We start from the raw sequence: 22,392 nt of genomic DNA on the forward strand, positions 1-22,392 counted from the left end.
TGCGGGCAGCCGCCGACACCGAGGACGCCGTGGTCCGCGCGCCGCTCACCCGCGACCTGGCGCCGCTCGCCGTCGAGAGCCGTGAGCCGGAGCTGTCCCTGCTGGTCTCGACCGGCCTGGACGACCTGCGCGCGCTGCTGCTGGCCGATCCCGCCGCGCCGGCCGACCGGTTCGCGGGCGCCGGCACGCCCTGGTACTTCACGCTGTTCGGCCGCGACTCGCTGTGGGCCGCCCGGTTCGCGCTGCCGCTGGGCACCGACCTCGCGCTCGGCACGCTGCGCACGCTCGCCCGCCGTCAGGGCACTCGCGACGACCCGGAGACCGCCGAGCAGCCGGGCAAGATCCTGCACGAGATCCGCCAGCAGCCGGCGGGGCTCGAGCGGCGGCCCGGCCTGCCACCGTGCTACTACGGCACGATCGACGCCACGCCGCTGTGGATCAGCCTGCTGCACGACGCCTGGCGGTGGGGCCTGCCGGCCGCCGACGTCGAGCCGTTGCTGGACCCGCTGCGCCGGGCGCTGGACTGGGTGCTGCGGCACGAGTTCCTCGCCTACGTCGACGAGTCCGGCCGGGGCCTGGCCAACCAGGGCTGGAAGGACTCCGCGGACTCCATTCAGGACGGTGCGGGCCGGATCGCCGCGCCGCCGATCGTGCTGAGCGAGGCGCAGGCCTACGCGCACCGCGCCGCGCTCGACGCCGCCGCGCTGCTCACCGCGTTCGGCCGACCGGGCGCGGACGAGGCGCTGGCGTTCGCCGCCGGCCTGCGGGAGCGGTTCCGGGAGTCGTTCTGGGTGAACGGCTTCCCTGCGCTGGCCCTGGACGGCGAAGGCCGGCCAGTCGACACGCTCACGTCGAACCTCGGCCACCTGCTCGGCTCCGGCCTGCTGTCCACAGTGGAGGAATCGGCGGTCGCCGCGCGGCTCGGTGAGCTGGACAGCGGGTACGGCCTGCGCACGATGGACCCGGCACACCCGTTCTTCAACCCGATCGGGTACCACACGGGCTCGGTATGGCCCCACGACACGGCGATCGCGATCGACGGCCTGGTCCGGGCCGGGCACCCGGCGGTCGCCGCGTCGCTGGCGAGCGGCTTGGTGCGGGCGGGGACGCGCTTCGACCACCGGCTGCCCGAGCTGTACGGCGGCTGGTCGGCGGCAGAGGGCCCGCTGCTGGACTACCCGGCGTCGTGCCGCCCGCAAGCGTGGTCCGCCGCCGCGGCGATCGTGCTGGTCAGCGCCGCACTGGGCCTCGAGGCGGACGTTCCGGGCGGCCGACTCGCCGTCCGCCCCGCGCCGGAGTTCGCCGCCTGGTTCCCCCTCCGAGCCGAGGACCTACAGATCGCCGGCCACCCCCTGACCATCGAGGTGAGCCCCGAAGGCAAGCCGACGACCACCACAACGGCCCCACTAACAATCGAAACCCCCACGCCCCAACACCCCTGAAGCGCAAGACCCCCGGTAGACAAGCCCCCACCCTGTCCCGGGGGCGTCCCGCCTTGCCAGTCTATCGGCTCGAGGTGACGTTTCGGCGGGTGTGGGCTTTGCTGTGGACAACTGCGTGGGCTGTGGACAACTGCGTGGGCTGTGGACAACTCAGGTGGGATGATGGGGTGGATGCCGCGGTTCGCGCGGCCAAAGGGGTGACGTCATGGCTGACAAGGACGATGAGGCGCGGGACTGGCCCGAGCGGCCGGAGCCGCCGGAGAATCCGTGGCCTTCGGATCCGGTGATCTTCGGGTCGCCGCCGTTCGGGCCGCCGGCGCAGGACGGGGAGCCCTCGGCGCCGCGGCCCACTTGGGCGATCGTCGTCGGGATTCTCCTCGTGGTGATGGTGCTGGTCGGCGCCATGGGGATCTGGGTCCGCTAGCTCGCCGGTTCGCGCCGCGAGGCGGACGTGGCCGGGCCCAGGATCAGCGGACTCGTCGGCCGGCTCGCCACACCGCGTGTGTCAGCGGCACCCCGGGGCGGTACGCCAGGTGCGTCACCGACGGGGCGTCCAGCACGTGCACGTCCGCCCGCGCCCCCTCCCGCAACACGCCGACATCGGACCGTCGCAGGGCACTGGCGCCGCCCCAGGTCGCGGCTCTCACCGCCTCCGAAACCGACATCCGCATCTGCAGCACCGCCGTGGCCACGCAGTACGCCATCGACGACGTGTACGACGAGCCCGGGTTGCAGTTCGACGCCAGCGCCACGGTCGCCCCCGCGTCCAGCAGCGCGCGGGCGTCCGGCAGCGGCTGCCGGGTCGACAAGTCGCATGCTGGCAGCAACGTGGCCACGGTGGACGAATTGGCCAAAGCGTCCACATCGGACGAACTCAGGTACGTGCAGTGGTCCACGCTCGCCGTGCCCATCGACACGGCCAGCTGTACACCCGGGCCCGGACCGAGCTGGTTGCCGTGCACCCGCAGCCCGAGACCCCGCGCGGCGGCCGCCTCGAGCACCGCGCGGGACGCGGACTCGTCGAACGCGCCGGTCTCGCAGAACACGTCCGCCCACCGCACGTGCGGCGCGACCGCGTCGAGCATCTCCCCGGTCACCAAGTCGACATAGTCCTCTGTGGACATATCGACCGGGACCAGATGCGCACCGAGGAAGGTCACCTCGTCGACCTCGTCGACGGCCAGCCGGGCCGAGCGCAGCTCGTCGGCCACCGTCAGGCCGTAGCCGGTCTTCGTCTCCAGACACGTAGTACCCTGCGCGACCGCCTCGGCCACGTGCCTGCGCAGACCCGACGCCAGCTCGGCATCGGACGCCGCACGCGTCGCGGCCACGGTCACCGCGATGCCGCCCGCGGTGTAGGGCTCGCCGGCCATCCGCGCGGCGAACTCCGCCGTCCGGTCGCCCGCGAACACGAGATGCGTGTGGCTGTCCACCCACCCGGGCAGCACCGCCCGCCCCTCGACGTCCACCTGCGAGTCGGCGGACGGCGCCCGCGCGGCCGGACCGACCCACGCCACGCGGTCCCCGTCGAGCACCAGCGCGGCGTCGGCCAGCGGACTGTCCACATTGGTGGTCAGCTCACCGATGCCGGTGATCACGACACTCACGCGGTCGCCCTGTGTCCGACGGTTCGCTCCGCAAGCTGCGCTCACAACCACAACTCCTCGATCGCCGCGCTCAACAACTGGCCGACCTCCCCCAACGACGAATGCACGCCGTCCCGCGCGACGACCCGGCCCGCGGCGACCACCGTGTGCACGTCGGTGGCCGTCGCGGCAAGCGGAACCTGCGCCGGCGCGCACCCGGCTGTCCGCACGCTGTCCAGCCGGACCGCCACCAGGTCCGCCGGCGCGCCCGGAACCAGCCGGCCCGCCAGCGGCCAGCCCAACGCCGCGTGTCCGGCCCACGTGAGCGCCGCGACGAGCTCGGCCGGCGCGAACCGGCCGCGCTCGCCGGTCCGCAGCCTTTCGCCGTGCTCCAGCGCCCGCGCCTCCAGTAGCGGGTCCACCACCGCGTGCTGGTCGCTGCCCAGCGACAACGGCGCTCCGGCGTCACGCAGCTCGCGGGCCGGACCGATGCCGTCCGCCAGGTCCGCCTCGGTCGTCGGACAGAAGCACACCCCGGTCCGCGAGCCGCCGAGCAGCTCGATGTCACGTGTGGACAGATGGGTGGCGTGCACGGCCGTCGTGTCCGGCCCGAGCGCGCCCGCCTCGTACAGCAGGTCCGTCGGCGTGGCCCCGTAGGCCGCCAGGCACGCCTCGTTCTCCGCCGGCTGCTCGGACAGGTGGACGTGCAGCGGCCGGCCCGATGCCGCCTCGACGACCCGTGGGAGTTCGGCGCGCGGGACCGCCCGCACCGAGTGGATGGCGGCCCCAACCCGCACGTGCGGTCCGGGTTGCTGCAGAGAGATTCGCCGCACCCACGCCTCGGCCGAGCCGTCGGAGAAGCGGGCCTGCGAAGCGGAGAGCGGGGTGTCGATGCCGCCCGCGAGGTAGCACGTGTCCAGCAGCGTGATGCGAATGCCGACGTCCGCCGCGGCCTGGCGCAGCGCCGCGCCCATCGCGTTCGGGTCGGCGTAGCGGCCGCCGTCGGCCGGGTGGTGCACGTAGTGGAACTCGCCGACGCACGTCACCCCGGCCACCGCCATCTCCGCGTACACCGCCCGAGCGAGCCGCAGGTAGCTGTCCGGGTCGAGGCGGGCCGCCAGCCGGTACATCGCCGTGCGCCAGGTCCAGAAGGTGCCGCCGTCGGCATGCGTGCGGCCGCGCAGCGCGCGGTGGAAGGCGTGCGAGTGGGCGTTGGCGAAGCCGGGGAAGACGACCCCGGCCAGCCGGTGCGCGCCCGGCGGCGGAGAATCCACAGTGGACACCGCGGTGATGGCGTCGGACACGTTGACGAGCACGCCCGCGCGGACTCCGTCGGGCAGCCACGCGTGCTCGCACCAGAAGTCCGTCATCCGGCGAGCCGTTCCAGCGCGGCGGCCAGCGCGACGACGCCCGCGGCGCAGTCGGCCGGCTCCGCGTGCTCGGCCGGCGCGTGGCTCACCCCGGTCGGGTTGCGCACGAACAGCATCGCGGTCGGCACGTGCGCGGCGAGGATGCCGGCGTCGTGCCCGGCCCCGGTCGGCAGCGCCGGCACGCCGCCCAGCACCCCGGCGAGCTCGTCGCGCAGGCCGGCGTCGAAGTGCACGGTGTCGCCGTACGACTCCTCGGTGACCGTCACCGAGCAGCCTTCCTCGGTCGCCGCCGCCCGCGCTGCCGCGGCGATCTCCTCGACCACGGCCCGCGTGCGCGGCGAGTCGGGCGCCCGTGCGTCGAGCCAGACATCCACTGTGGACGCGATGACGTTGGTGCCGCCCGGGTTGGGCACCAGCCGGCCGACCGTGGCCCGCGCGTCGTCCACATGAGACGCCGCACGGCGGGCGGCGAGCACGAGAGCGGACGCCGGCAGCATCGGGTCGCGCCGGTCGCCGAGCAGCGTGGCACCGGCGTGGTTGCCCTCGCCGCTGAACGTGAACCGCCACCGGCCGTGCGCGAGGATCGAGCTCGCGACGCCCACCGCGGCATCGAGGTCGACCAGCCCGCGACCCTGCTCGACGTGCAGCTCCACGAAGCGGCCGACCGTGGCAAGCGCCTCGTCGTCCCGGCCCAGCCGCGCCGGGTCCAGCCCGGCGTCGGCCACGGCCTCGGCGAGCGTCACGCCGTCCGGGTCGGTCAGCCGCCGCGCCGCGTCCGCGTCGATGGCGCCGGTGAGCAGCCGCGTGCCCAGGCACGGCACGCCGAACCGGCCACCCTCCTCCTCGGCGAACACGACCACCGCGAGCGGCCGCGCCGGCGTGAAACCCTTGGCGCGCAGCACGTCCACCGCCTCGAGCGCGGTGGTGACGCCGAGCGGTCCGTCGAACGCGCCACCGCCGGGCACCGAGTCGAGGTGGCTGCCGGTGACCACGGCGTCCGCGCCCGGCTCGCCCCACCACGCCCACAGGTTGCCGTTGCGATCGGTGCGCACCCCGAGGTCGCGGCGCAGCGCCTCCGCGGTGAACCACTCGCGCAGCTCCAGCTCGGCCCGGTCGAACCCGTGCCGCGAGTAGCCGCCCCGGCGCGGGTCGCGCCCCACGTCGGCGAGATCGGCGAGCAGGTCACGCATGCGGCATCGGCACCCGGACACCACGCTCGGCGGCGACCTCGTCGGCACGGTCGTAGCCGGCGTCGACGTGCCGGATGACGCCCATGCCGGGGTCGTTGGTGAGCACTCGCTCGATCTTCTGACCGGCTAGCACCGAGCCGTCCGCGACGGTGACCTGGCCGGCGTGGATCGAGCGGCCCATGCCGACGCCGCCGCCGTGGTGGATGGACACCCAGCTCGCGCCCGACGCGGTGTTGACCATGGCGTTGAGCAGCGGCCAGTCGGCGATCGCGTCGGAGCCGTCGGCCATCGACTCGGTCTCCCGGTACGGGGAGGCGACCGAGCCGCAGTCGAGGTGGTCGCGGCCGATCACGACCGGCGCGGACAGCTCGCCCGACGCGACCATGTCGTTGAAGCACTCGCCCGCGAGGTGCCGCTCGCCGTAGCCGAGCCAGCAGATGCGGGCCGGAAGTCCTTGGAAGGCAACGCGTTCGCCGGCCAGCCGGATCCAGCGAGCGAGCGACTCGTTCTCCGGGAACAGCTCGAGGATCGCCCGGTCGGTCGCCGCGATGTCGGCCGGGTCGCCGGACAGCGCCGCCCAGCGGAACGGGCCCTTGCCCTCGCAGAACATCGGCCGGATGTAGGCGGGCACGAAGCCCGGGAAGTCGAAGGCCCGGTCGAAGCCGCCGAGCTTCGCCTCGCCGCGGATCGAGTTGCCGTAGTCGAACACCTCGGCGCCGGCGTCCAGAAAGCCGACCATGGCGCCGACGTGCTCGGCCATCGAGTCGCGGGAGCGGTCGGTGAACTCGTCGGGCTTGCGCGCCGCGTAGTCGTGCCAGTCGTCGAGCTCGATGCCCTTCGGCAGGTAGGCGAGCGGGTCGTGCGCGGACGTCTGGTCGGTGACGATGTCGATCTCGACGCCGCGGCGCAGCAGCTCCGGCACGACCTCCGCGGCGTTGCCGATGACCGCGACCGACAGCGGGCGGCCCTCGCGCTTGGCGGTCTCGACCCGCCGGACCGCGTCGTCCAGGTCGTCGGCCACCTCGTCGAGGTAGCGGGTCTCCACGCGGCGGTGCGCGCGGGCCGGATCGACCTCGACGCACAGCGCGACGCCGTCGTTCATCGTGATCGCAAGCGGTTGCGCGCCGCCCATGCCGCCGAGGCCGGCGGTCAGCGTGAGTGTCCCCTTGAGACTCCCGCCGAACCGCTTGCGCGCCACGGCGGCGAAGGTCTCGTAGGTGCCCTGCAGGATGCCCTGGGTGCCGATGTAGATCCACGAACCGGCCGTCATCTGGCCGTACATGGTCAGCCCCATCGCGTCGAGCTTGCGGAACTCGGGCCAGGTGGCCCAGTCGCCGACGAGGTTCGAGTTGGCGATCAGCACGCGCGGCGCCCACTCGTGCGTGCGCATGACGCCGACGGGCTTGCCGGACTGGACGAGCAGCGTCTCGTCCTCGTGGAGCTCGGTCAGCTCGCGAGTGATCGCGTCGAAGCTGGCCCAGTTGCGCGCGGCCTTGCCGGTGCCGCCGTAGACGACGAGGTCGTCGGGGCGCTCGGCCACCTCGGGGTCGAGGTTGTTGTGGAACATGCGCAAGGCGGCCTCGGTCTGCCAGCTACGCGCGGTCAGCTTGGCCCCATGAGCGGCTCGCACGGGACGGGGTCCGGGGTTGTTCACGGCAGGTTCCCTTCTCGAATCAAGGTCTCGGCGGCGGCGATCTCCGGGGCGAGGTGGCGGTCCGGGCCGGGGCCGGGCACACGCTCGCGCAAAGCGGCGACGACGCGTGCGGTCGCCGGGGCCGGGGTGAGCGGGGCGCGCAGGTCGAGCGCGCGGGCCGCGGTCAGCAGCTCGATGGCGAGCACGGTGGTGAGACCGTCGATGGCGGTGCGCAGCTTGCGGGCGGCGGACCAGCCCATCGAGACGTGGTCCTCCTGCATGGCCGAGCTGGGGATGGAGTCGACGCTCGCGGGGACGGCGAGGCGCTTGAGCTCGGAGACGACCGCGGCCTGGGTGTACTGGGCGATCATGTGGCCGGAGTCGACGCCGGGGTCGTCGGCGAGGAACGGCGGCAGGCCGTGGCTGCGGGTGGCGTCGAGCATCCGGTCGGTGCGCCGCTCGGCCATGCTGGCGACATCCGCGACGGGGATGGCGAGGAAGTCCAGCGGGTAGGCGATGGGTGCGCCGTGGAAGTTGCCGTTGGACTCGACCCGGCCGTCGGGCAGCACGACGGGGTTGTCGATGGCGGCGGCGAGCTCGCGGTCGGCCACGGTCTCCACATAGGACACCGTGTCGCGGGCGGCGCCGTGGACCTGCGGGGCGCAGCGCAGCGAGTAGGCGTCCTGGACGCGGTTGCAGTCCGGCCCGCGGTGACTCTCGACGACCGCCGACCCTTCGAGGAGCTCGCGCATCCGTTTCGCGGACCTGGCCTGGCCCGGGTGCGGGCGAAGCCGCTGCAGGTCGTCGCTGAACACGCGGTCGGTGCCGAGCAGCGCCTCGACGCTCATGGCGGCGGTGAGGTCGGCGACGTCGAGCAGCTTCGTGAGGTCGGCCAGCGCCATGACCAGCATGCCGAGCATGCCGTCGGTGCCGTTGATGAGCGCGAGGCCCTCTTTCTCCGCCAGCGCGAGGGACTGGATGCCGGCGTCGGCGAGGGCCTGTGCCGCCGGCCTCGTGGCACCGCCGACCGTGACCTCGCCCTCGCCCATCATCGCGAGCGCGACGGCGGACAGGGGCGCGAGGTCGCCGGAGCAGCCGAGCGAGCCGTACTCGTGCACGACCGGGACGATGCCGGCGTTGAGCATCTTCGCCAGTGTCTCCACTGTGGACGGTCGGACGCCGGTGCGACCGGTGGCCAGCGTGCGCAGGCGCAGCAGCATGAGCGCGCGGACGACCTCGGCCTCGACCGGTTCGCCCGCGCCGGCGGCGTGCGAGCGGATGAGGGAGCGTTGGAGGGCGGCGCGGCGGTCGGTGGGGATGTGGCGGGTGGCCAGGGCCCCGAAGCCGGTGGAGACGCCGTAGGTGGGGGTCTCGGCGTCGGCGAGGCGTTCGATGTGGGCGCGGGACTTGGCGACCCCGTCGAGCGCCGCGGTGCCGAGCGCGACGGCGGCCCCGCCCCGCGCGACGGCGACGACGTCCTCGCGGGTGAGGGCCCCGCCGTCGATCTCAACCTGGTGCATGTCTCCATCCCAGTGGTTTCGGCGGCTCGCCACGACCCAGGATGGCGCTTCTTGGTCTGGTATTCCAGACTGGTCCATGTGGGAGCAAGCTCGGACGTCCCGGCGCTGCGTCGTGGCCTGACGGTGCTCCGGCTGCTGGCCGGCCGTGCCGGTCCGGTCACGGCCGGCTTCGTGGCGCGCGAACTGGGCCTGCCGCGGTCGACTACGTACCACCTGTTGGCGGAGCTCACGGCGGCCGGTTTCGTCACACACCTGCCGGAGGAGCGGCGGTACGGGCTGGGGTTGGCGGCCTTCGAGCTGGGCTCGGCGTACCTGCGGCACGACCCGCTGGAGCGGCTGGCCCGGCCGGTGCTGCGCGCGCTTCTCTCGCGGACGGGGTGCACGGCGCACCTGGGGGTGCTGCACGGCGGCGAGACGTTGTACCTGCTGCGGGAGCAGCCGCCGCACCCGCACGCGACGGTCGTGACGGACGTCGGCGTGCGGTTGCCGGCCCAGCTGCCCGCCTCGGGCCGAGCGATGCTGGGATTGTTGCCGGCGTCGCAGGTCAGGGCGTTGTTCCCGCGCCGTTTCGTCATGCGGACCGACCGCGGCCCGGCACACCTCCCGGCGTTGCGCCGGCTGCTGGCCGCTGAGCGCCGCCGCGGCTGGGCGGTGGAGGACGGCTACGTGACGGCGGGCTTCGCCTCGGTGGCGGCCCCGGTCCTGGACCACGGCGGCCACCCGGTCGCGGCGATCAGCACGACGTTCCGGCACGAGTGCGGGGACGAGTGCGGGCAGGCGTGGCCGGACCTGGCGACAGAGACGCGGCAGGCGGCCGCGGAGCTGACGTCCCGGATCGGCGGGCTGCGGGAGTAGGCCGCCACGCCACGGCGACGTCACGGCGATGTCTCGATCAGGCCGACAGTAATCGGAAGGCAAGTATCCAACGGGTTCAAGTCACTCGAACGCACGAGTTTGTCCAACGTGCACGCGATCTATCCTGAAACTGATCACGTCGATCAATTCACTCGGTTTCGCACGCGAGAATTTACCCGGGGGGAGGCTGTGCATGTTCAAGAGCTTCATCGCGTGGCTCGATTTCTACGTCTCCCGCGAGGACCCGGCCTCCGTCCTGAAAAGCCTCGTCGGGCTGATGGCGTTCGCCGGGCTACTCGGCACGATATTCGGCAACCAGGCCATTCGGGTCGGCGCCTTCGTCGTGGTGATCGTATTCGTCGTGTCGGTCATTCTCGTGCTGCTTACGGACCGGCGGCGCACGACGCAACAACTGGGGCTCTATCGCAAGCTGCTCACCCGCTACACCGATTTCGTGCGGGACAACAGCTCCGACCCGCTGGTCTCGGTGGAGTCCTGGGACCAGACCGTCTACCTGCGTCCCAACGGTGACGTCCGCGAGGTCTTGGTCATCAAGGCGGTCGCGCTGCGCGAACGGGTCTACTTCGTCCGCATGACCGCCGGCAGCCGGTGGGAGCAGCCGGAGCGGTACCGGCGCAACGTGGAGGTCGCCGCGCGGGGCCTGACCGTCAACGGATCGTCCGGGACCCGGTGGAACGTCACGACCACGTGGACGTCGTCGCAGAAGATGACCGCCGTGCTGCACCTGCACGAGCCGGTGAAACAGGGCGAGGAGATCCACTTCGAGGTGGTCCGCGTCTGGCCGGGGAAGTGCCGCCCGTTGATGCGCGACCAGGAGGCCGAGGAGTTCATCTTCCGATCGACGAACCTGCTCGTCATGAGGCGGGTGAACTACACGATCGTGCTACCGGAGGGCTTCGAGGCGATCCACGAGCCGATCGGCCAGCAGCACCCGGACGTGAACCTCGCGGTGCTGTCGCACCAGGACAAGGAGGGCCGCAGGGTCTTCGCCTGGAGCGCCGACCTGGTGCCGGCCGACACGGCGGTGGGAATCAGGGTCGAACTGAGCAAGCCCACGCCGTGACGGGCGTGGGCTCACTCCGACTCGTGCTACGAGTCTCCGTCTTCGCCACCCATGCTGACTGCTCCTGGGTTCATGTCGTCGCCTGTCCGGCACATCGCCCGAAACGGCCGATGCGTAACGACTCCGGTTGGGTCTCCGCGGCCGGGTGGGGTCTCCACCCGGCCGCGTCGCCGGAAGGCTATCCGAACGGCCGACCTGGTGCGCTCGAGGATCGGTGAACCCGACCGATCGAGTGAGTCTCAATTCGACAGTCGGGCGGTCAGCCGCCGATCTCGCCCAGCCACTCCTCCGCGACGTCCGCGTAGTCCGGCTTGTCGGGGGCGTTCAGCCGCGCGTTGAGCTCCATCAGCGTGTCGGTGTCGAGCTTGGCCGAGATCGCGTTCAGGGCCTCCTTCACGGTGTCGGACGCCTTGTCCTTGTTGACCAGCGGGACCACGTTCTGCGCCGCGAAGTTGTTCTTCGGGTCCTCGAGCACGATCAGGCCGTTCGCCTCGATGGCGGCGTCCGTGGTGAAGATGTCGGCCGCCTGCACGGTGTCGTCCAGCAGCGCCTTCGTGGTGATCGCGCCCGGCTCGAGTGAGCTGAAGCTCTTGAACGTGCAGCCGTACCGCTCAGCGATCCCCGGGATGCCGTCCGGCCGGGTCTTGAACTCCGGCGCCGCGCCGAACACGACCTCCTTGCAGTACGGCACGAGGTCCTCGATCGACTTCAGGCTCCACTTGTCGGCGGTCTCCTTGGTGACGACCACCGCGTCCTTGTCCTCCGCCGCCGCCTGGTCAAGCACGGTCAGGTTCGACGGCAGCACCTTCTGCAGCGCCGCGTACACCTCGTCCGAGGCGACCTCCGGCGCCTCCTTGTTGATGAACTGCAGCAGCACCCCGGTGTACTCCGGGATCAGGTCGATCGACCCGTCCTCCAGCCCCTCGTAGTACTTCTCCCGGCTGCCCAGGTCGAACTGCCGATCCACCTGGACACCCTTGGCCTCCAGCGCCTGCGAGTAGATCTCCGCGAGCAGCTGGCTCTCCGGGAAGTTCGCCGAGCCGACCGAGATCGACTCCTTCGTGCCGCCGTCGCCGGTGTCCTCTGCCAAGGGGTCGGAGCTGCCACAGGCCGACAGTGTCAGCGCCGCCGCCAGGGCGGTCGCCACACCGGCGAGTACGCGCTTCATTTCCACGTCTCCTCGATCGATTCTCTAGTGGACCAAATCCGGGGTCGGTCGCCGCCAGATGCGCGCCGTGCGCTTGCGGGTCGCGGCGTTGCGCAGGCCCGGCGACACGGCCATCCGCTGGACCAGTTCGAGCACGCCCTCGACGACCAGCGCCAGCACCGCGATCATGATCGCGCCGGCGGCCATCTGCGGGTACCCGTCCGGCGAGCCGGCGCCGGAGTTGTTGCCGTCGATCACGAACCGGCCCAGGCCGCCCAGCGACACGTACGCCGCGATCGTCGCGGTCGCGATCACCTGCAGGGCGGCCGACCGGATGCCGCCCAGGATCAGCGGCAGCGCGTTGGGCAGCTCGACCCTCAGCAACACGTGCGACTCGCGCATCCCCATCCCGCGCGCGGCGTCCACAACGGACGGATCGACGTTGCGCACGCCCGCGTACGTGCCCGCGAGCACCGGCGGGATCGCCAGGATGACCAGCGAGACCACCACCGGCAGCAGCCCGACGTAGGTGAGCAGCACGAGCAAAGTCAGCAGACCGAGCTCGGGCAGCGCCCGCAGCCAGTTGGACAGGCCGGCCACCAGGAACGTGCCGCGGCCGGTGTGCCCGACCAGCGCGCCGAGCGGGATCGCGATCGCCGCGGCGACCAGCACGGTCAGCGCGGTGTAGCCCAGGTGCTCGAGAATCCGGGCCGGGAAGCCCTCCTGACCGCTCCAGTGCGCCGGGTCGAACAGCCACGACAAGGCGGAGTTCATGCCTTCGCCTCCGTTCCTGTCCGCGTTCTGGTCCACGGCGTGATCACCCTGCCGACGAGCAGCAGCAGCGCGTCGACGATCAGCGCGATGACCACGATCAGCGCGATCGCCATGACCATCTCGACCGCGTTGTTGCGCTTGAAGCCCTCGGTGATCAGCCCGCCGAGCCCGCCGATGCCGATCAGCGCGCCGACCGACGCGAGGCTCATCGCGGACACGACCGCCACCCGCAGCCCGGCGATGATCACCGGGATCGCCAGCGGCAGCTCGACCGTGAGGAACATGCGCAGCGGGCGGTACCCGACCGCGGTGGCCGCCGCGGTGACCTCGCCCGGCACGGCGAGCAGCGCGTCGGACACCGAGCGGACCAGCAGCGCGATCGTGTAGATCGCGAGCGGCACCTGCACGTTGAGCGGATCGATGATCTTCGTGCCGAGCATCAGCGGCACCAGCGTGATCAGCGCCAGCGACGGGATCGTGTACAGCACGCCGGCCAGCGGCACCAGGATCCCCCGCGCGAGGCCCCACCGGCTCGCCGCCCAGCCGAGCGGGACCGAGATCAGCAGGCCGGCGAGGACCGGCAGCAGCGCGAGGTAGAGGTGCTCGCCTGTGGCCTCAGCGATCTTGTCCCAGTTGCGGTCCAGCCATGGCCACGGCCAGTCGACGTTCACGTCGGGACCTCGCCCGAGCGCCGCGCGTCGGCGAGCGCGGCCAGCACCTCGTCCGCGGTGACCCCGCCGACGACCGCGCCGCCGGCGTCGACCGCGATGCCGACGGCGGCGGGCGAGGACAGCGCCGCGTCCAGGGCGTTGCGCAGCGAGCCGGCGGTGCCGCTGCCCGCGGAGTCCACTTCGAACAGTGAGCCGCCGGAGACCAGGTCCGCCTCGGCGAGCGGTCCATCCTTTGTGGACTCGACGGAGACCCAGCCGAGCGGCTTGTTCTCCCCGTCCACGGCGACCGCCCAGTCGCCCTGCAGGGACACCGGCTCGCCGACCTTGACCGTCGCGAGCGGACCGACCGGAACACCGCTCGCGGTGAGGAAGCCGAGCGCGCGGTAGCCGCGGTCGCGGCCGACGAACGAGGACACGAAGTCGTCGGCGGGCTTGGCGAGCAGCGCCGAAGGCGTGTCGTACTGCGCGAGCCGGCCGCCGACCCGGAACACCGCGACCCGGTCGCCGAGCTTGATGGCCTCGTCGATGTCGTGGGTGACGAACACGATCGTCTTGTCCAGTTCGGACTGCAGACGCAGGAGCTGCTGCTGCAGGTCGTCCCGCACGATCGGGTCGACGGCGCTGAACGGCTCGTCCATCAACAGCACCGGCGGGTCGGCCGCGAGCGCCCGCGCGACGCCGACGCGCTGCTGCTGGCCGCCCGAGAGCTGCGCCGGGTAGCGCTTTGCGAAGGCGGCCGGCAACCCGACGAGCTCCAACAGCTCGGCCGCCTTCCCGCGCGCCTGCCGCTTGCCGGCGCCGGTGAGCAGCGGGACCGTGGCGACGTTGTCGAGCACCGTGCGGTGCGGGAAGAGTCCAGCGTGCTGGATGACGTAGCCGATGCCGCGGCGCAACAACGGCGGGTCGGACTCGCGAATGTCCTTGCCGTCCAACAGGATCGACCCACCGGTCGGGTCGATCATCCGGTTGATCATCCGCAGCGACGTCGTCTTGCCACACCCGGACGGACCGACGAAGACCGTGATCTTGCCGTCTTCCACCGTCAGGTCGAGGTTGTCGACCGCGACGGTGCCGTCCGGGTACGTCTTGGTCACGGCCTGGAACTCGATCACCCTCGAGGCTCCTCAGGTCGAGACGGCCACCTGCCGGCCGTGGGTCGCCCGACCTTAGCCCCTAGGACCGACGACGGCAGTCCGTTCCAAGATCTGACACACACGGTCGGCCTAGTCAGACTAGCCCGATCGGCGCATTCGTTGCCAAGTCGAAACGAGTGACAGCCGCTTCGGCGACGGCAGCCGCCCGTCGACCGGGGTGCACCGCCGCCGGACGCGGGCCGCGGTCGCCGCCCGGAACGGCTCGAGCTCGTCTCCGAGCGTCCGGCACGCGGCGACGAGCGCGGCCAGCGCGGCGTCGCGGTCCGCCTCGGCCGCGGCCCACGGGCGGGTGCGGTTCACGAATCGGGTTGCCTCGGCGACGACCGTCCACACGACACCGGCCACCCGGCGGAAGTCGAAGACGGCCAGCGCGCCGTCGATATCCCGGGCGTCGAACTCCAGCTCCCCGCCCGTCGGGCATGCCGGGCGCAGCGGATTTCAGGCGCCGGCCGGGATGTGCAGCGAGCCCATCCGCAACAGCTCGCGGTACTCCTCCGGCGGCAGCGGCTGAGACATCAGCCAGCCTTGGTACGCCTCGATACCGAAGCTGCGCAGCACGTGGAACTGCGACTCGTTCTCCACGCCCTCGGCCACGCACGAGCGGCCCATCGCACGGGCCATGTCCACCAGCGCGCGGACCACGGCGAAGTCGACCGCCTCGGTGGCCACGCCGGACACGAACGCGCGGTCGATCTTGATGATCTGCGCCGGCAGGTCCCGCAGGCGGGCCAGCGAGGAGTAGCCGGTGCCGAAGTCGTCGACGGCGAACCGCACGCCCCGGTCGGCGAGCTCGGCCATCGCCTCGCGGCTGCGCGACGGCAGGTCGATCAGGCTTGTCTCCACCAGCTCGAGCACCACCCGGTCCCACGCGATGCCCGACTCGGCCACCGCCGCGGACACCAGCTCGACGAACTCCGGGTCGCCCGGCACCAGCCCGGACAGGTTCACCGCGACACCCGGGCCGCCGTCGAGCACGCCGCCGGCCAGCACCGGCCACCGCGCCGCCTCGCACAGCGCGGTCCGCAGCACCCACCGGTCCAGCTCGCGCAGCATGTCGCCCTGCTGGGCCACCGGGAGGAACTCACCCGGCAGCAGCAGCCCGCGCTCCGGATGCGGCCAGCGCACCAGTGCCTCGGCCGACAGCACCGCGCCGTCCGGCCCGACGACCGGCTGGTAGTGCAGGACCAGCCCGTCACTCGAGATCGCGTCGCGCAGCTGGCCCTCGAGCAGCATCTGGCTGTTGGCGTTCTTGATCAGCTCGGCGTTGGCCAGCGACACCCGGCCCGTCCCCTGCCGCTTCGCGTTGAACATCGCCGCGTCGGCGAAACGCAGCAGGTCGGCGGCGGTGGTGTCCGAACCGCTGGGCATCGACGCGCCGATCGTGGCCGACACCCGCAGCAGCTGGTCGCGCACCGGCACCGCGGTCCGCAGCAGCCGCGCCACGCCGTTCGCCAGGGCCTCGACGCCGCCGACCTCGTGCACGTCCGAACATATGACGACGTACTCGTCGCCCGACATCCGCGCCGGCGTGCACGACGGCGGGAGGCCGCGTTCGAGTCTTCGGGCCAGCGCGATGATCAGCTCGTCGCCGACCTCGTGGCCCAGGGAGTCGTTGACCCGCTTGAAGTTGTCCACGTCGCACCACAGCAGCGCGACGCTCTCCGCATCCGGCCCGCCGAGCAGCTTGCCCAGCAGCTCGTTGACCGCGGCCCGCCCGGGCAGTCCGGTCAGCTCGTCGTGGGTGGCCTGGTAGCGCAGCCGTTCTGCGGCCCGGCGGCGGTCGGTGACGTCGGAGAACACCACGAGCCAGAACCGCCGGCCGTCGTCGGCGACCGACTCGGTGATCCCGAGCTCGCAGTACACCGGCTTGCCGGTCGCGGTGGCCAGTACGCGCTGCCCTGCCCGCAGGTCGGTGATGCCCGCGCGCGGACCGTGGTCATGTGTCGGGAGCAGGGGCTTCGCGCGGTCCGAGGTGTGGGCGAGCCGTTCGGCGGGCGTGCCGCGCAGCGTCTCGAGGTCCAGCTCGAGCAGCCGGCACAGCGCGTCGTTGGCATCGACCAGGCGCTCGGTCTCGTCGAACAGGGCGATGCCCACCGGGGCGATCGCCAACAGGTCGGTGAACCGCTGGCTCGAGCGCAGCATCCGGGTCTCGGTGGAGCGCTGCTCGGTGACGTCCTGGGCGGTGCCGATCATGACCGTCCCGCCGCGGTCCATCGCCGCGCCGCGGCAGCGGAACACCCGCTGCGTGCCGTCCGGCCGCACGACCCGGTGCTCGGCCTCGACCGGCCGGCCGGTGGCGGCGAGCTCGCGCCAGCGCTCGTCGACCCAGTCGCGGTCGTCCGGATGTACGAGGCTCAGGTACTCGGTGTAGGTGATCGGGGTGTCCGGCTCGACGGCGAACAGCTCGTACAGCATCGACGACCAGATACATTCGCCTGTCGCCGTATTCCACTCCCAGGTGCCCAACCGGGCAACCTGCTGTGCGTCACCGAACAGCCGACGGTCCTGGCTCGCCTGCCGCTCGGCCTCGCGGAACCGGGTGACCTCCTGGACGATGCCGCGGATGCGCACCACGGCGCCCTTGTCGTCGACGTCCGAGCGGGCCCGGATCTGGAACGCCCGCTCGCCGCTCGCGTCCCGCACCTCGATCTCGACGGGCGGGGCGGCCGGGTCGTAGATGCTGGTGCGGAACCTCCCGAGCAGCTCCTTGTCGTCGGGGTGGACCATGTTGAGGACGTCGGTGACCGTGCAGTCCTCGGGGATCCCGCACAGCTCGCGCAGCCCGTCGGAGAAGTGCACCGCGCCGCCCTCGAGGTCGACGCTCCAGAGCCCGAGTCTGCCCAGGTCCTCCGCATCGGCTAACGGGAAGTCCCAGCTCTGACCGGCGGCGACACGGTCGACCAGCGGGGGGACATCCGATGGGGTGGCGAACCCGGGCGCGGCTAACTCACCAGCCGATACCCCGCCTAGGGGCAGGCCGGCACGCAAGACATGCTCGGCCACCAACGCCATCCTTCCGCCCGCATGCCGGCGGGTCGGGCGCAGCCGCCGATCTTCCCGCCGGTGCTTAGGTTACCCCGTCCTCGCGGGCCGCCCGAGCGACTGCCGCCGCGACCTCGGGCGCGACCCGCGGATCCACCCCGCTCGGCACGATGTGGTCGGGCCCCAGATCCTCCGCCGCGACGGCCGCGATGGCCTCCGCCGCGGCCATCTTCATCCGCTCGGTGATGCGCCGCGCGCCCGCGTCCAGGGCCCCGCGGAACACCCCCGGGAAGGCCAGGGAGTTGTTGATCTGGTTCGGAAAGTCGCTGCGACCGGTGGCCACGATCGCGGCATGCCGGCGTGCCACGTCCGGGTGGATCTCCGGGTCCGGGTTCGACAGTGCGAACACGATCGACCTCGGCGCCATCGTCGCGATCAGGTCCTCGGGCACGGTCGAGCCCGAGAGCCCCACGAACACGTCCGCGCCGTCGAGGGCCTCGGCCGGGCCGCCGCGCAGGCCGCCGCGGTTGGTGCGGGTCGCGAGCTCGGCCTTGATCGGGTGCAGCCCTTCGCGTCCCTCGTGGATGATCCCCCGCGAGTCGAGCAGGACGACGTCCCCGGCGCCGGCGGACAGCAGGAAGTTCGCGCAGGCCACGCCAGACGCGCCGGCTCCCGCGATGACGATCCGCTCGTTCTCGATGGGCCGGTCGAGCACGGCGTTCGCGCCGCGCAGCGCGGCCAGCAGGATGATCGCGGTGCCGTGCTGGTCGTCGTGCATGACCGGGCAGTCCAGGGCCTCGATGAGCCGGCGCTCGAGCTCGAAGCACCGCGGCGCGGACACGTCCTCGAGGTTCACCGCGCCGAACGAGGGGCGCAGCCGGACCATGGTCTCGACGATCTCGTCCACGTCGGTCGTGTCGAGCACCAGCGGGATCGAGTTCAGCCCGCCGAACGTCTTGAACAACGCGGACTTGCCCTCCATGACCGGCAGCGCCGCGCGGGGACCGATGTCGCCGAGCCCGAGCACGGCGGTGCCGTCGCTGACCACGGCGACGAGGCGGTTGGTCCAGGTGTAGCGACGCGCGAGCTCGGCGTCCTCGGCGATGGCCCGGCTGACCTTGGCGACGCCCGGCGTGTAGACGATCGAGAGCGTCCGCGCGTCGGCGATCGGCCTGGACACGGCGATGTCGAGCTTGCCGTCCTCGTGGGCGGCGAAGATCTCGTCGTCGGTGACGGGTTCGTTCAGGTCGGACTGCACGAGCGGATCATTCACGGTGGTCATGGCGTCCTCTCAACGGACCGAGGCGGGGGAACGCAGAAGGTAGCCCCGCCAGATCTCGGCGTACTCGAGCATCGATCGGGTGATGTCGACGCCCGGAACGTTGCCGACCGGTCGGCCACCCACCGATGGTTGGCGGGCAACCGCGGACGCTGCGGTGTCTCACATTGTGACAGGTCCGCCATGCGGGCCGCTGCGGCGGGGCCAGTACTGTGCGTCACATGGACGTACGCGAACTGGCGGTGCCGGGTGCGTTCGAGTTCACCCCACGGGTGTTTCCCGACGACCGAGGGCTGTTCGTCAGCCCGTTCTCCGAGGACGCCTTCCTCAAGGCGGTGGGCCACCCGCTGCCGCTCGCGCAGACCAACCACAGTCGGTCACGGCGCGGGGTCGTGCGCGGCCTGCACTACTCGGACCTACCGCCGGGCCAGGCCAAGTACGTGTACTGCCCGCGGGGCGCGCTGTTCGACGTGGTGGTCGACATCCGGGTGGGCTCGCCGACGTTCGGCGCGTGGGACGCGGTTCGGCTCGACGACGTCGAGTTCCGCGCGGTGTACGTGCCGGAGGGCCTGGCACACGGGGTGATGGCGCTAGAGGACGACTCGGTCATCTCGTACCTCTGCTCGACGGGGTACAACCCGGCCCGCGAGCACGGCCTCGACCCGCTCGACCCGGCGCTGGGCCTGCCCTGGCCGGCCGACGTCGAGGCGGTTCTTTCCGACAAGGACCGCACCGCGCCGTCGCTCGCGGCCGCCGAGGCCGGTGGGATGCTGCCGAGCTACGCCGACTGCCAGGCCCACTACCAGCGGCTACGCGCCGGCTAGTCGTCTGGGCCGGGGCCACGCGCGCCACCGGATCACCCCGTGCACCAACGCGGGGCCGAGCTCGCGGGAGTCGGTCGACGCGGTCTCGTTGTCCCCCACGACGAACCAGCCGTCCCCGGCCGGCCGGACGGCGCGCTTGATCGACAACTGACCGGGCCGAGTCACCCACGTGACCACCACGACGTCGCCCGCACGCGGCCTTCGACCACGTCGAGCAAGCACCACGTCGCCGTCCCGGAGCGTCGGCGCCATGGACGGCCCGCGCACCCGGATGCGTCGCAGCGGCAGCCACCCGAGCGGGTTCAGATCGATCACCTCCGTCGTTTCCGCACCAGCGTGCAGGGGTACTGTCCGGGCAGTCGGAGCGTCAACCTGTTCAGGAGGAAAAAGATGCGACTCCTGTCGCGCATTCTCGGCCCACGCCTCGAGGCCACCGCTCACTGCGACCTCCCATGCGGCGTGTACGACCCGGCGCAGGCCCGCATCGAGGCCGAGTCGGTGAAGGCCATCCAGCAGAAGTACCAGGACAACGAGGACCCCGAGTTCCGCACCCGCGCGATCCTGATCGCCGAGCAGCGCAGCGAGCTCGTGAAGCACCACCTGTGGGTCCTGTGGACCGACTACTTCAAGCCGCCGCACTTCGAGAAGTACCCGCAGCTGCACGAGCTGGTCAACAAGGCCACGAAGGCCGCCGGCGCGAGCGGCACCAAGGGCTCCATGGACCCGGCCACCGGCCAGGCCCTCCTGGACCAGATCGCCGAGATCGACAAGATCTTCTGGGCGACCAAGCAGGGCTGATCTCAGAGCCTCCGAAACGGCGCTCACCGCGGAACCGGTGGGCGCCGTTTCTCGTGAGTGGTGGCGGCGGTGACCTGCCGCCAGAATCGGATGCGTGGCAGAGCGCACCCTGACACCGGAACGACGAGCCGAGTTGGCCGCGCTGCTGGACGACGAGCGGCGCCTTCGTGCCGAGTATCCGAAGGTGTGCGACTACCTGGACATGGCGCCGACCCTGGCGGGGACCGGGGACGCAGCCGCCGACGCGGCGTTCGATCTGCGGTTGGTCCACTACGTGACGGGCGGTCAGGCGCACAGCCCGAATCCCTACTGGGACATCGTCGGGCCGGCCGTGTCCGAGCACGAGGGTCGGCGAGTGGTGAACGGAGGCCGGCCTGACGGGAGCGCGCGGCTGGCCTACGCGCAGATGCTCCTGCAGGCCAGCTACGCCTACGCGATTCCATCACCGGAAACGCTCGCCTGGGTGGCCTCGTTCTGTGCGGGCCGACGGATCGTGGAGCTGGGCGCCGGCCGGGGATACTGGGCGGCACAGCTGGCCCGCTCGGGCCTGGGTGTCGAGGCCTACGACGTGGCGCCACCCGACAAGGTCGAGAACATCTCCTTCCCGCATGGCGGCGAAGAAGCCGACGTGTGGCACCACGTCGGTGATCTCGGCGAGTTCGACCAGATCGATCGATCGGCGCAGGTGCTGTTCCTCTGCTGGCCGCCGGGCTGGGGCGACACGATGGCGTCGACGGCCCTTGCCGGGTTCGAGAAGGCGAACGGCCGGCGCCTGATCTTCATGGGACAGCCGCGAGGCGGGATGACCGGCGACGACGCCTTCTTCGACGCACTCGCCGGCGGCTGGGAGCTGGTGGACGAGGACGCGCGGTTCGTGTCGTGGTGGAACCTGGCGGACGTGGCTCAGGGCTGGGTCCGCCGTTAGCGCACGTCCCACATGCTGGCGGCGTCGTTTCCGGTACCCCGGTACGGGATTACCGTGAGGTCATGGCCGACCTGCCCTGGGTGCCGCCGTCCGCCTGCACCCTGCCCACCGCCGAGCAGCCGCTGCGCGTCGCGGAGTTCGACGACCTCTTCGCCACCTCGGTCCGCGGCGTCGAGCGGCCCGAGCCGGGTCGGCTCACGCTCCGGCTCGAACCCACCCCGGACGTCGCCGCGACCGCGGCCGGGCTCGCCGCCCGGGAGACGGCCTGCTGCTCCTTCTTCACCTTCACGCTGACCGCCGGCGCGGGCCGGCTCGAGCTGGGCATCGCCGTTGAGCCGGGGCACGTCGAGGTGCTCGACGCGCTGGCTGAGCGGGCCACGTTGACCAGCGCATGACCGTCGTCCGCTCGCTCCTGCTGTTCGCCCTCGCGGCGCTCGCGGAGATCGGCGGGGCCTGGCTCGTCTGGCAGGGCTGGCGCGAGGACCGCGGCCTGTGGTGGATCGCCGCCGGCGTGCTCGCGCTCGGCGCCTACGGCTTCGTCGCCACCTTCCAGCCCGAGGCGCACTTCGGCCGCATCCTCGCAGCGTACGGCGGCGTGTTCGTCGCCGCCTCGCTGGCCTGGGGCGTCGTGGTCGACAAGTTCCGCCCGGACCGCTGGGACTACCTCGGCGCCGCCATCTGCCTCGCCGGCGTCGCGGTGATCATGTACGCGCCACGTGCCTCGTGATCCAGATGGTGATGTCCGCGTGCACGACCTCGGCGTCCGCGCGGTCGCGAATGGCCACCGGCACGGTCAGCTCGAACGGCTCGTCGCCGAACTCCGGGAGCTCGACGAGCGACGCCGTGGCACGCAGGCCGGACTTCGCCTTCGCCAGGTAGGAGACGGTCATGCCCTTCGGGATCCAGCGGTGGCTCGGCGGCACGGTCGCCTCGGCGAGCATGCCCATCGCGATCTCCGCGAGGTTGCAGGCCGCGATCGCGTGGAACGTCCCGATGTGGTTGTGCACGCCCCACCATTTCGGCGCGCGCACCTCGCAGCGGCCGGGCACCATCGTCTCGACGGTCGGCAGGATCGTGCCGAAGTACGGCGCGCGGGCCATCACGGCCGCCGAGAACAGCCGCTTGCCGAGCGGCCGGTCGGCCAGCCGTCGCCACATC

General features: G+C 72.0%; 23 protein-coding genes. 9 read left to right on the plus strand and 14 right to left on the minus strand.

Annotated features, from left to right (window positions below):
* Positions 1-1,442 (plus strand): amylo-alpha-1,6-glucosidase (locus ACRDSK_RS12135; RefSeq protein ID WP_431440460.1); only part of this gene is annotated, 1,442 nt, incomplete at its 5' end.
* A gap of 205 nt (positions 1,443-1,647) precedes the next feature.
* A complete protein-coding gene (locus tag ACRDSK_RS12140; protein ID WP_431440461.1) occupies positions 1,648-1,866 on the plus strand; it encodes a hypothetical protein in 219 nt (72 codons plus the stop codon).
* Between the two features lie 43 nt (positions 1,867-1,909).
* Here ACRDSK_RS12140 and hutI read toward each other — a convergent pair whose 3' ends face one another.
* From hutI to hutH, 5 genes are read right to left on the minus strand one after another with little or no spacing between them, the layout of a single operon-like run.
* Positions 1,910-3,049 carry an imidazolonepropionase gene (gene hutI, locus ACRDSK_RS12145; RefSeq protein WP_431440463.1) on the minus strand — a complete coding sequence of 380 codons (1,140 nt, stop codon included), beginning with the start codon at positions 3,047-3,049 and terminating at the stop codon, positions 1,910-1,912.
* 41 nt (positions 3,050-3,090) lie between these two features.
* A complete protein-coding gene (locus ACRDSK_RS12150) occupies positions 3,091-4,398 on the minus strand; it encodes a formimidoylglutamate deiminase (protein WP_431440464.1) in 1,308 nt (435 codons plus the stop codon).
* A complete protein-coding gene (locus tag ACRDSK_RS12155) occupies positions 4,395-5,588 on the minus strand; it encodes an allantoate amidohydrolase (RefSeq protein ID WP_431440465.1) in 1,194 nt (397 codons plus the stop codon). The genes ACRDSK_RS12150 and ACRDSK_RS12155 overlap by 4 nt, the downstream gene beginning before the upstream one ends.
* On the minus strand, positions 5,581-7,218 hold the full coding sequence (gene hutU, locus ACRDSK_RS12160; RefSeq protein WP_431440467.1) for a urocanate hydratase: 1,638 nt from the start codon (positions 7,216-7,218) through the stop codon (positions 5,581-5,583). Before hutU ends, ACRDSK_RS12155 begins: the two co-directional genes overlap by 8 nt.
* Before the next feature lie 20 nt (positions 7,219-7,238).
* Positions 7,239-8,741 (minus strand): histidine ammonia-lyase, encoded by a 1,503-nt coding sequence (gene hutH, locus ACRDSK_RS12165; protein ID WP_431440469.1) that lies wholly within the window; start codon positions 8,739-8,741, stop codon positions 7,239-7,241.
* 78 nt (positions 8,742-8,819) lie between these two features.
* On the opposite strand from hutH, the gene ACRDSK_RS12170 reads away from it, so the two are divergent.
* Entirely contained in the window at positions 8,820-9,596 is a 777-nt protein-coding gene (locus tag ACRDSK_RS12170) for an IclR family transcriptional regulator (protein WP_431440471.1), read from the plus strand.
* A gap of 193 nt (positions 9,597-9,789) precedes the next feature.
* The gene (locus ACRDSK_RS12175; protein ID WP_431440473.1) at positions 9,790-10,680 is read left to right on the plus strand and encodes a hypothetical protein; all 891 of its coding nucleotides are present in this window, start codon (positions 9,790-9,792) and stop codon (positions 10,678-10,680) included.
* A gap of 259 nt (positions 10,681-10,939) precedes the next feature.
* Here ACRDSK_RS12175 and ACRDSK_RS12180 read toward each other — a convergent pair whose 3' ends face one another.
* The 7 genes from ACRDSK_RS12180 to ACRDSK_RS12210 form a co-directional block, all read right to left on the minus strand.
* Positions 10,940-11,848: an ABC transporter substrate-binding protein gene (locus tag ACRDSK_RS12180; RefSeq protein WP_431440474.1), complete on the minus strand. Its 909-nt coding sequence runs from the start codon at positions 11,846-11,848 to the stop codon at positions 10,940-10,942.
* 24 nt (positions 11,849-11,872) lie between these two features.
* Entirely contained in the window at positions 11,873-12,601 is a 729-nt protein-coding gene (locus tag ACRDSK_RS12185) for an ABC transporter permease (RefSeq protein WP_431440475.1), read from the minus strand.
* Positions 12,598-13,272, minus strand: a complete 675-nt coding sequence (locus tag ACRDSK_RS12190; protein WP_431440477.1) for an ABC transporter permease — start codon at positions 13,270-13,272, stop codon at positions 12,598-12,600. Before ACRDSK_RS12190 ends, ACRDSK_RS12185 begins: the two co-directional genes overlap by 4 nt.
* Entirely contained in the window at positions 13,269-14,384 is a 1,116-nt protein-coding gene (locus ACRDSK_RS12195) for an ABC transporter ATP-binding protein (protein ID WP_431440478.1), read from the minus strand. The genes ACRDSK_RS12190 and ACRDSK_RS12195 overlap by 4 nt, the downstream gene beginning before the upstream one ends.
* Positions 14,385-14,504: 120 nt before the next feature.
* Positions 14,505-14,771: a hypothetical protein gene (locus tag ACRDSK_RS12200; protein ID WP_431440480.1), complete on the minus strand. Its 267-nt coding sequence runs from the start codon at positions 14,769-14,771 to the stop codon at positions 14,505-14,507.
* 93 nt (positions 14,772-14,864) lie between these two features.
* Positions 14,865-17,429, minus strand: coding sequence for a sensor domain-containing protein (locus ACRDSK_RS12205; RefSeq protein ID WP_431440482.1), 2,565 nt, complete (start codon positions 17,427-17,429; stop codon positions 14,865-14,867).
* Between the two features lie 64 nt (positions 17,430-17,493).
* Positions 17,494-18,690 carry an NAD(P)-dependent malic enzyme gene (locus ACRDSK_RS12210; protein ID WP_431440484.1) on the minus strand — a complete coding sequence of 399 codons (1,197 nt, stop codon included), beginning with the start codon at positions 18,688-18,690 and terminating at the stop codon, positions 17,494-17,496.
* Between the two features lie 218 nt (positions 18,691-18,908).
* Here ACRDSK_RS12210 and rfbC point away from each other — a divergent pair, with 218 nt between their 5' ends.
* Entirely contained in the window at positions 18,909-19,511 is a 603-nt protein-coding gene (gene rfbC, locus ACRDSK_RS12215) for a dTDP-4-dehydrorhamnose 3,5-epimerase (protein WP_431440485.1), read from the plus strand.
* Here the strand turns inward: rfbC and ACRDSK_RS12220 are convergent.
* A complete protein-coding gene (locus ACRDSK_RS12220; RefSeq protein WP_431440486.1) occupies positions 19,497-19,826 on the minus strand; it encodes a S26 family signal peptidase in 330 nt (109 codons plus the stop codon). The genes rfbC and ACRDSK_RS12220 overlap by 15 nt on opposite strands.
* 75 nt (positions 19,827-19,901) lie before the next feature.
* On the opposite strand from ACRDSK_RS12220, the gene sodN reads away from it, so the two are divergent.
* From sodN to ACRDSK_RS12240, 4 genes are all read left to right on the plus strand, one after another.
* Complete coding sequence (gene sodN, locus ACRDSK_RS12225) at positions 19,902-20,309, plus strand: superoxide dismutase, Ni (RefSeq protein ID WP_431440488.1); 408 nt, start codon at positions 19,902-19,904, stop codon at positions 20,307-20,309.
* A gap of 94 nt (positions 20,310-20,403) precedes the next feature.
* Positions 20,404-21,234: a hypothetical protein gene (locus ACRDSK_RS12230; RefSeq protein ID WP_431440490.1), complete on the plus strand. Its 831-nt coding sequence runs from the start codon at positions 20,404-20,406 to the stop codon at positions 21,232-21,234.
* Positions 21,235-21,296: 62 nt separating this feature from the next.
* The gene (locus ACRDSK_RS12235; RefSeq protein ID WP_431440492.1) at positions 21,297-21,629 is read left to right on the plus strand and encodes a hypothetical protein; all 333 of its coding nucleotides are present in this window, start codon (positions 21,297-21,299) and stop codon (positions 21,627-21,629) included.
* A complete protein-coding gene (locus ACRDSK_RS12240; RefSeq protein ID WP_431440493.1) occupies positions 21,626-21,961 on the plus strand; it encodes a YnfA family protein in 336 nt (111 codons plus the stop codon). The genes ACRDSK_RS12235 and ACRDSK_RS12240 overlap by 4 nt, the downstream gene beginning before the upstream one ends.
* Here the strand turns inward: ACRDSK_RS12240 and ACRDSK_RS12245 are convergent.
* A complete protein-coding gene (locus ACRDSK_RS12245) occupies positions 21,936-22,391 on the minus strand; it encodes a hotdog fold domain-containing protein (RefSeq protein ID WP_431440512.1) in 456 nt (151 codons plus the stop codon). The genes ACRDSK_RS12240 and ACRDSK_RS12245 overlap by 26 nt on opposite strands.
* Position 22,392: the final 1 nt, after the last annotated feature.

This window comes from Actinophytocola sp. (genome assembly GCF_050699915.1).
Classification (GTDB): domain Bacteria; phylum Actinomycetota; class Actinomycetes; order Mycobacteriales; family Pseudonocardiaceae; genus Actinophytocola.

Excerpts from the sequence above, each read along its gene's own strand:
- ACRDSK_RS12140 (WP_431440461.1), top strand. The coding sequence starts at position 1,648 with ATGGCTGACAAGGACGATGAGGCGCGGGACTGGCCCGAGCGGCCGGAG.
- ACRDSK_RS12150 (WP_431440464.1), bottom strand. The coding sequence starts at position 4,398 with ATGACGGACTTCTGGTGCGAGCACGCGTGGCTGCCCGACGGAGTCCGC.
- ACRDSK_RS12155 (WP_431440465.1), bottom strand. The coding sequence starts at position 5,588 with ATGCGTGACCTGCTCGCCGATCTCGCCGACGTGGGGCGCGACCCGCGC.
- hutH (WP_431440469.1), bottom strand. The coding sequence starts at position 8,741 with ATGCACCAGGTTGAGATCGACGGCGGGGCCCTCACCCGCGAGGACGTC.
- ACRDSK_RS12175 (WP_431440473.1), top strand. The coding sequence starts at position 9,790 with ATGTTCAAGAGCTTCATCGCGTGGCTCGATTTCTACGTCTCCCGCGAG.
- ACRDSK_RS12180 (WP_431440474.1), bottom strand. The coding sequence starts at position 11,848 with ATGAAGCGCGTACTCGCCGGTGTGGCGACCGCCCTGGCGGCGGCGCTG.
- ACRDSK_RS12185 (WP_431440475.1), bottom strand. The coding sequence starts at position 12,601 with ATGAACTCCGCCTTGTCGTGGCTGTTCGACCCGGCGCACTGGAGCGGT.
- ACRDSK_RS12210 (WP_431440484.1), bottom strand. The coding sequence starts at position 18,690 with ATGACCACCGTGAATGATCCGCTCGTGCAGTCCGACCTGAACGAACCC.
- rfbC (WP_431440485.1), top strand. The coding sequence starts at position 18,909 with ATGGACGTACGCGAACTGGCGGTGCCGGGTGCGTTCGAGTTCACCCCA.
- sodN (WP_431440488.1), top strand. The coding sequence starts at position 19,902 with ATGCGACTCCTGTCGCGCATTCTCGGCCCACGCCTCGAGGCCACCGCT.
- ACRDSK_RS12235 (WP_431440492.1), top strand. The coding sequence starts at position 21,297 with ATGGCCGACCTGCCCTGGGTGCCGCCGTCCGCCTGCACCCTGCCCACC.
- ACRDSK_RS12240 (WP_431440493.1), top strand. The coding sequence starts at position 21,626 with ATGACCGTCGTCCGCTCGCTCCTGCTGTTCGCCCTCGCGGCGCTCGCG.
- ACRDSK_RS12245 (WP_431440512.1), bottom strand. The coding sequence starts at position 22,391 with ATGTGGCGACGGCTGGCCGACCGGCCGCTCGGCAAGCGGCTGTTCTCG.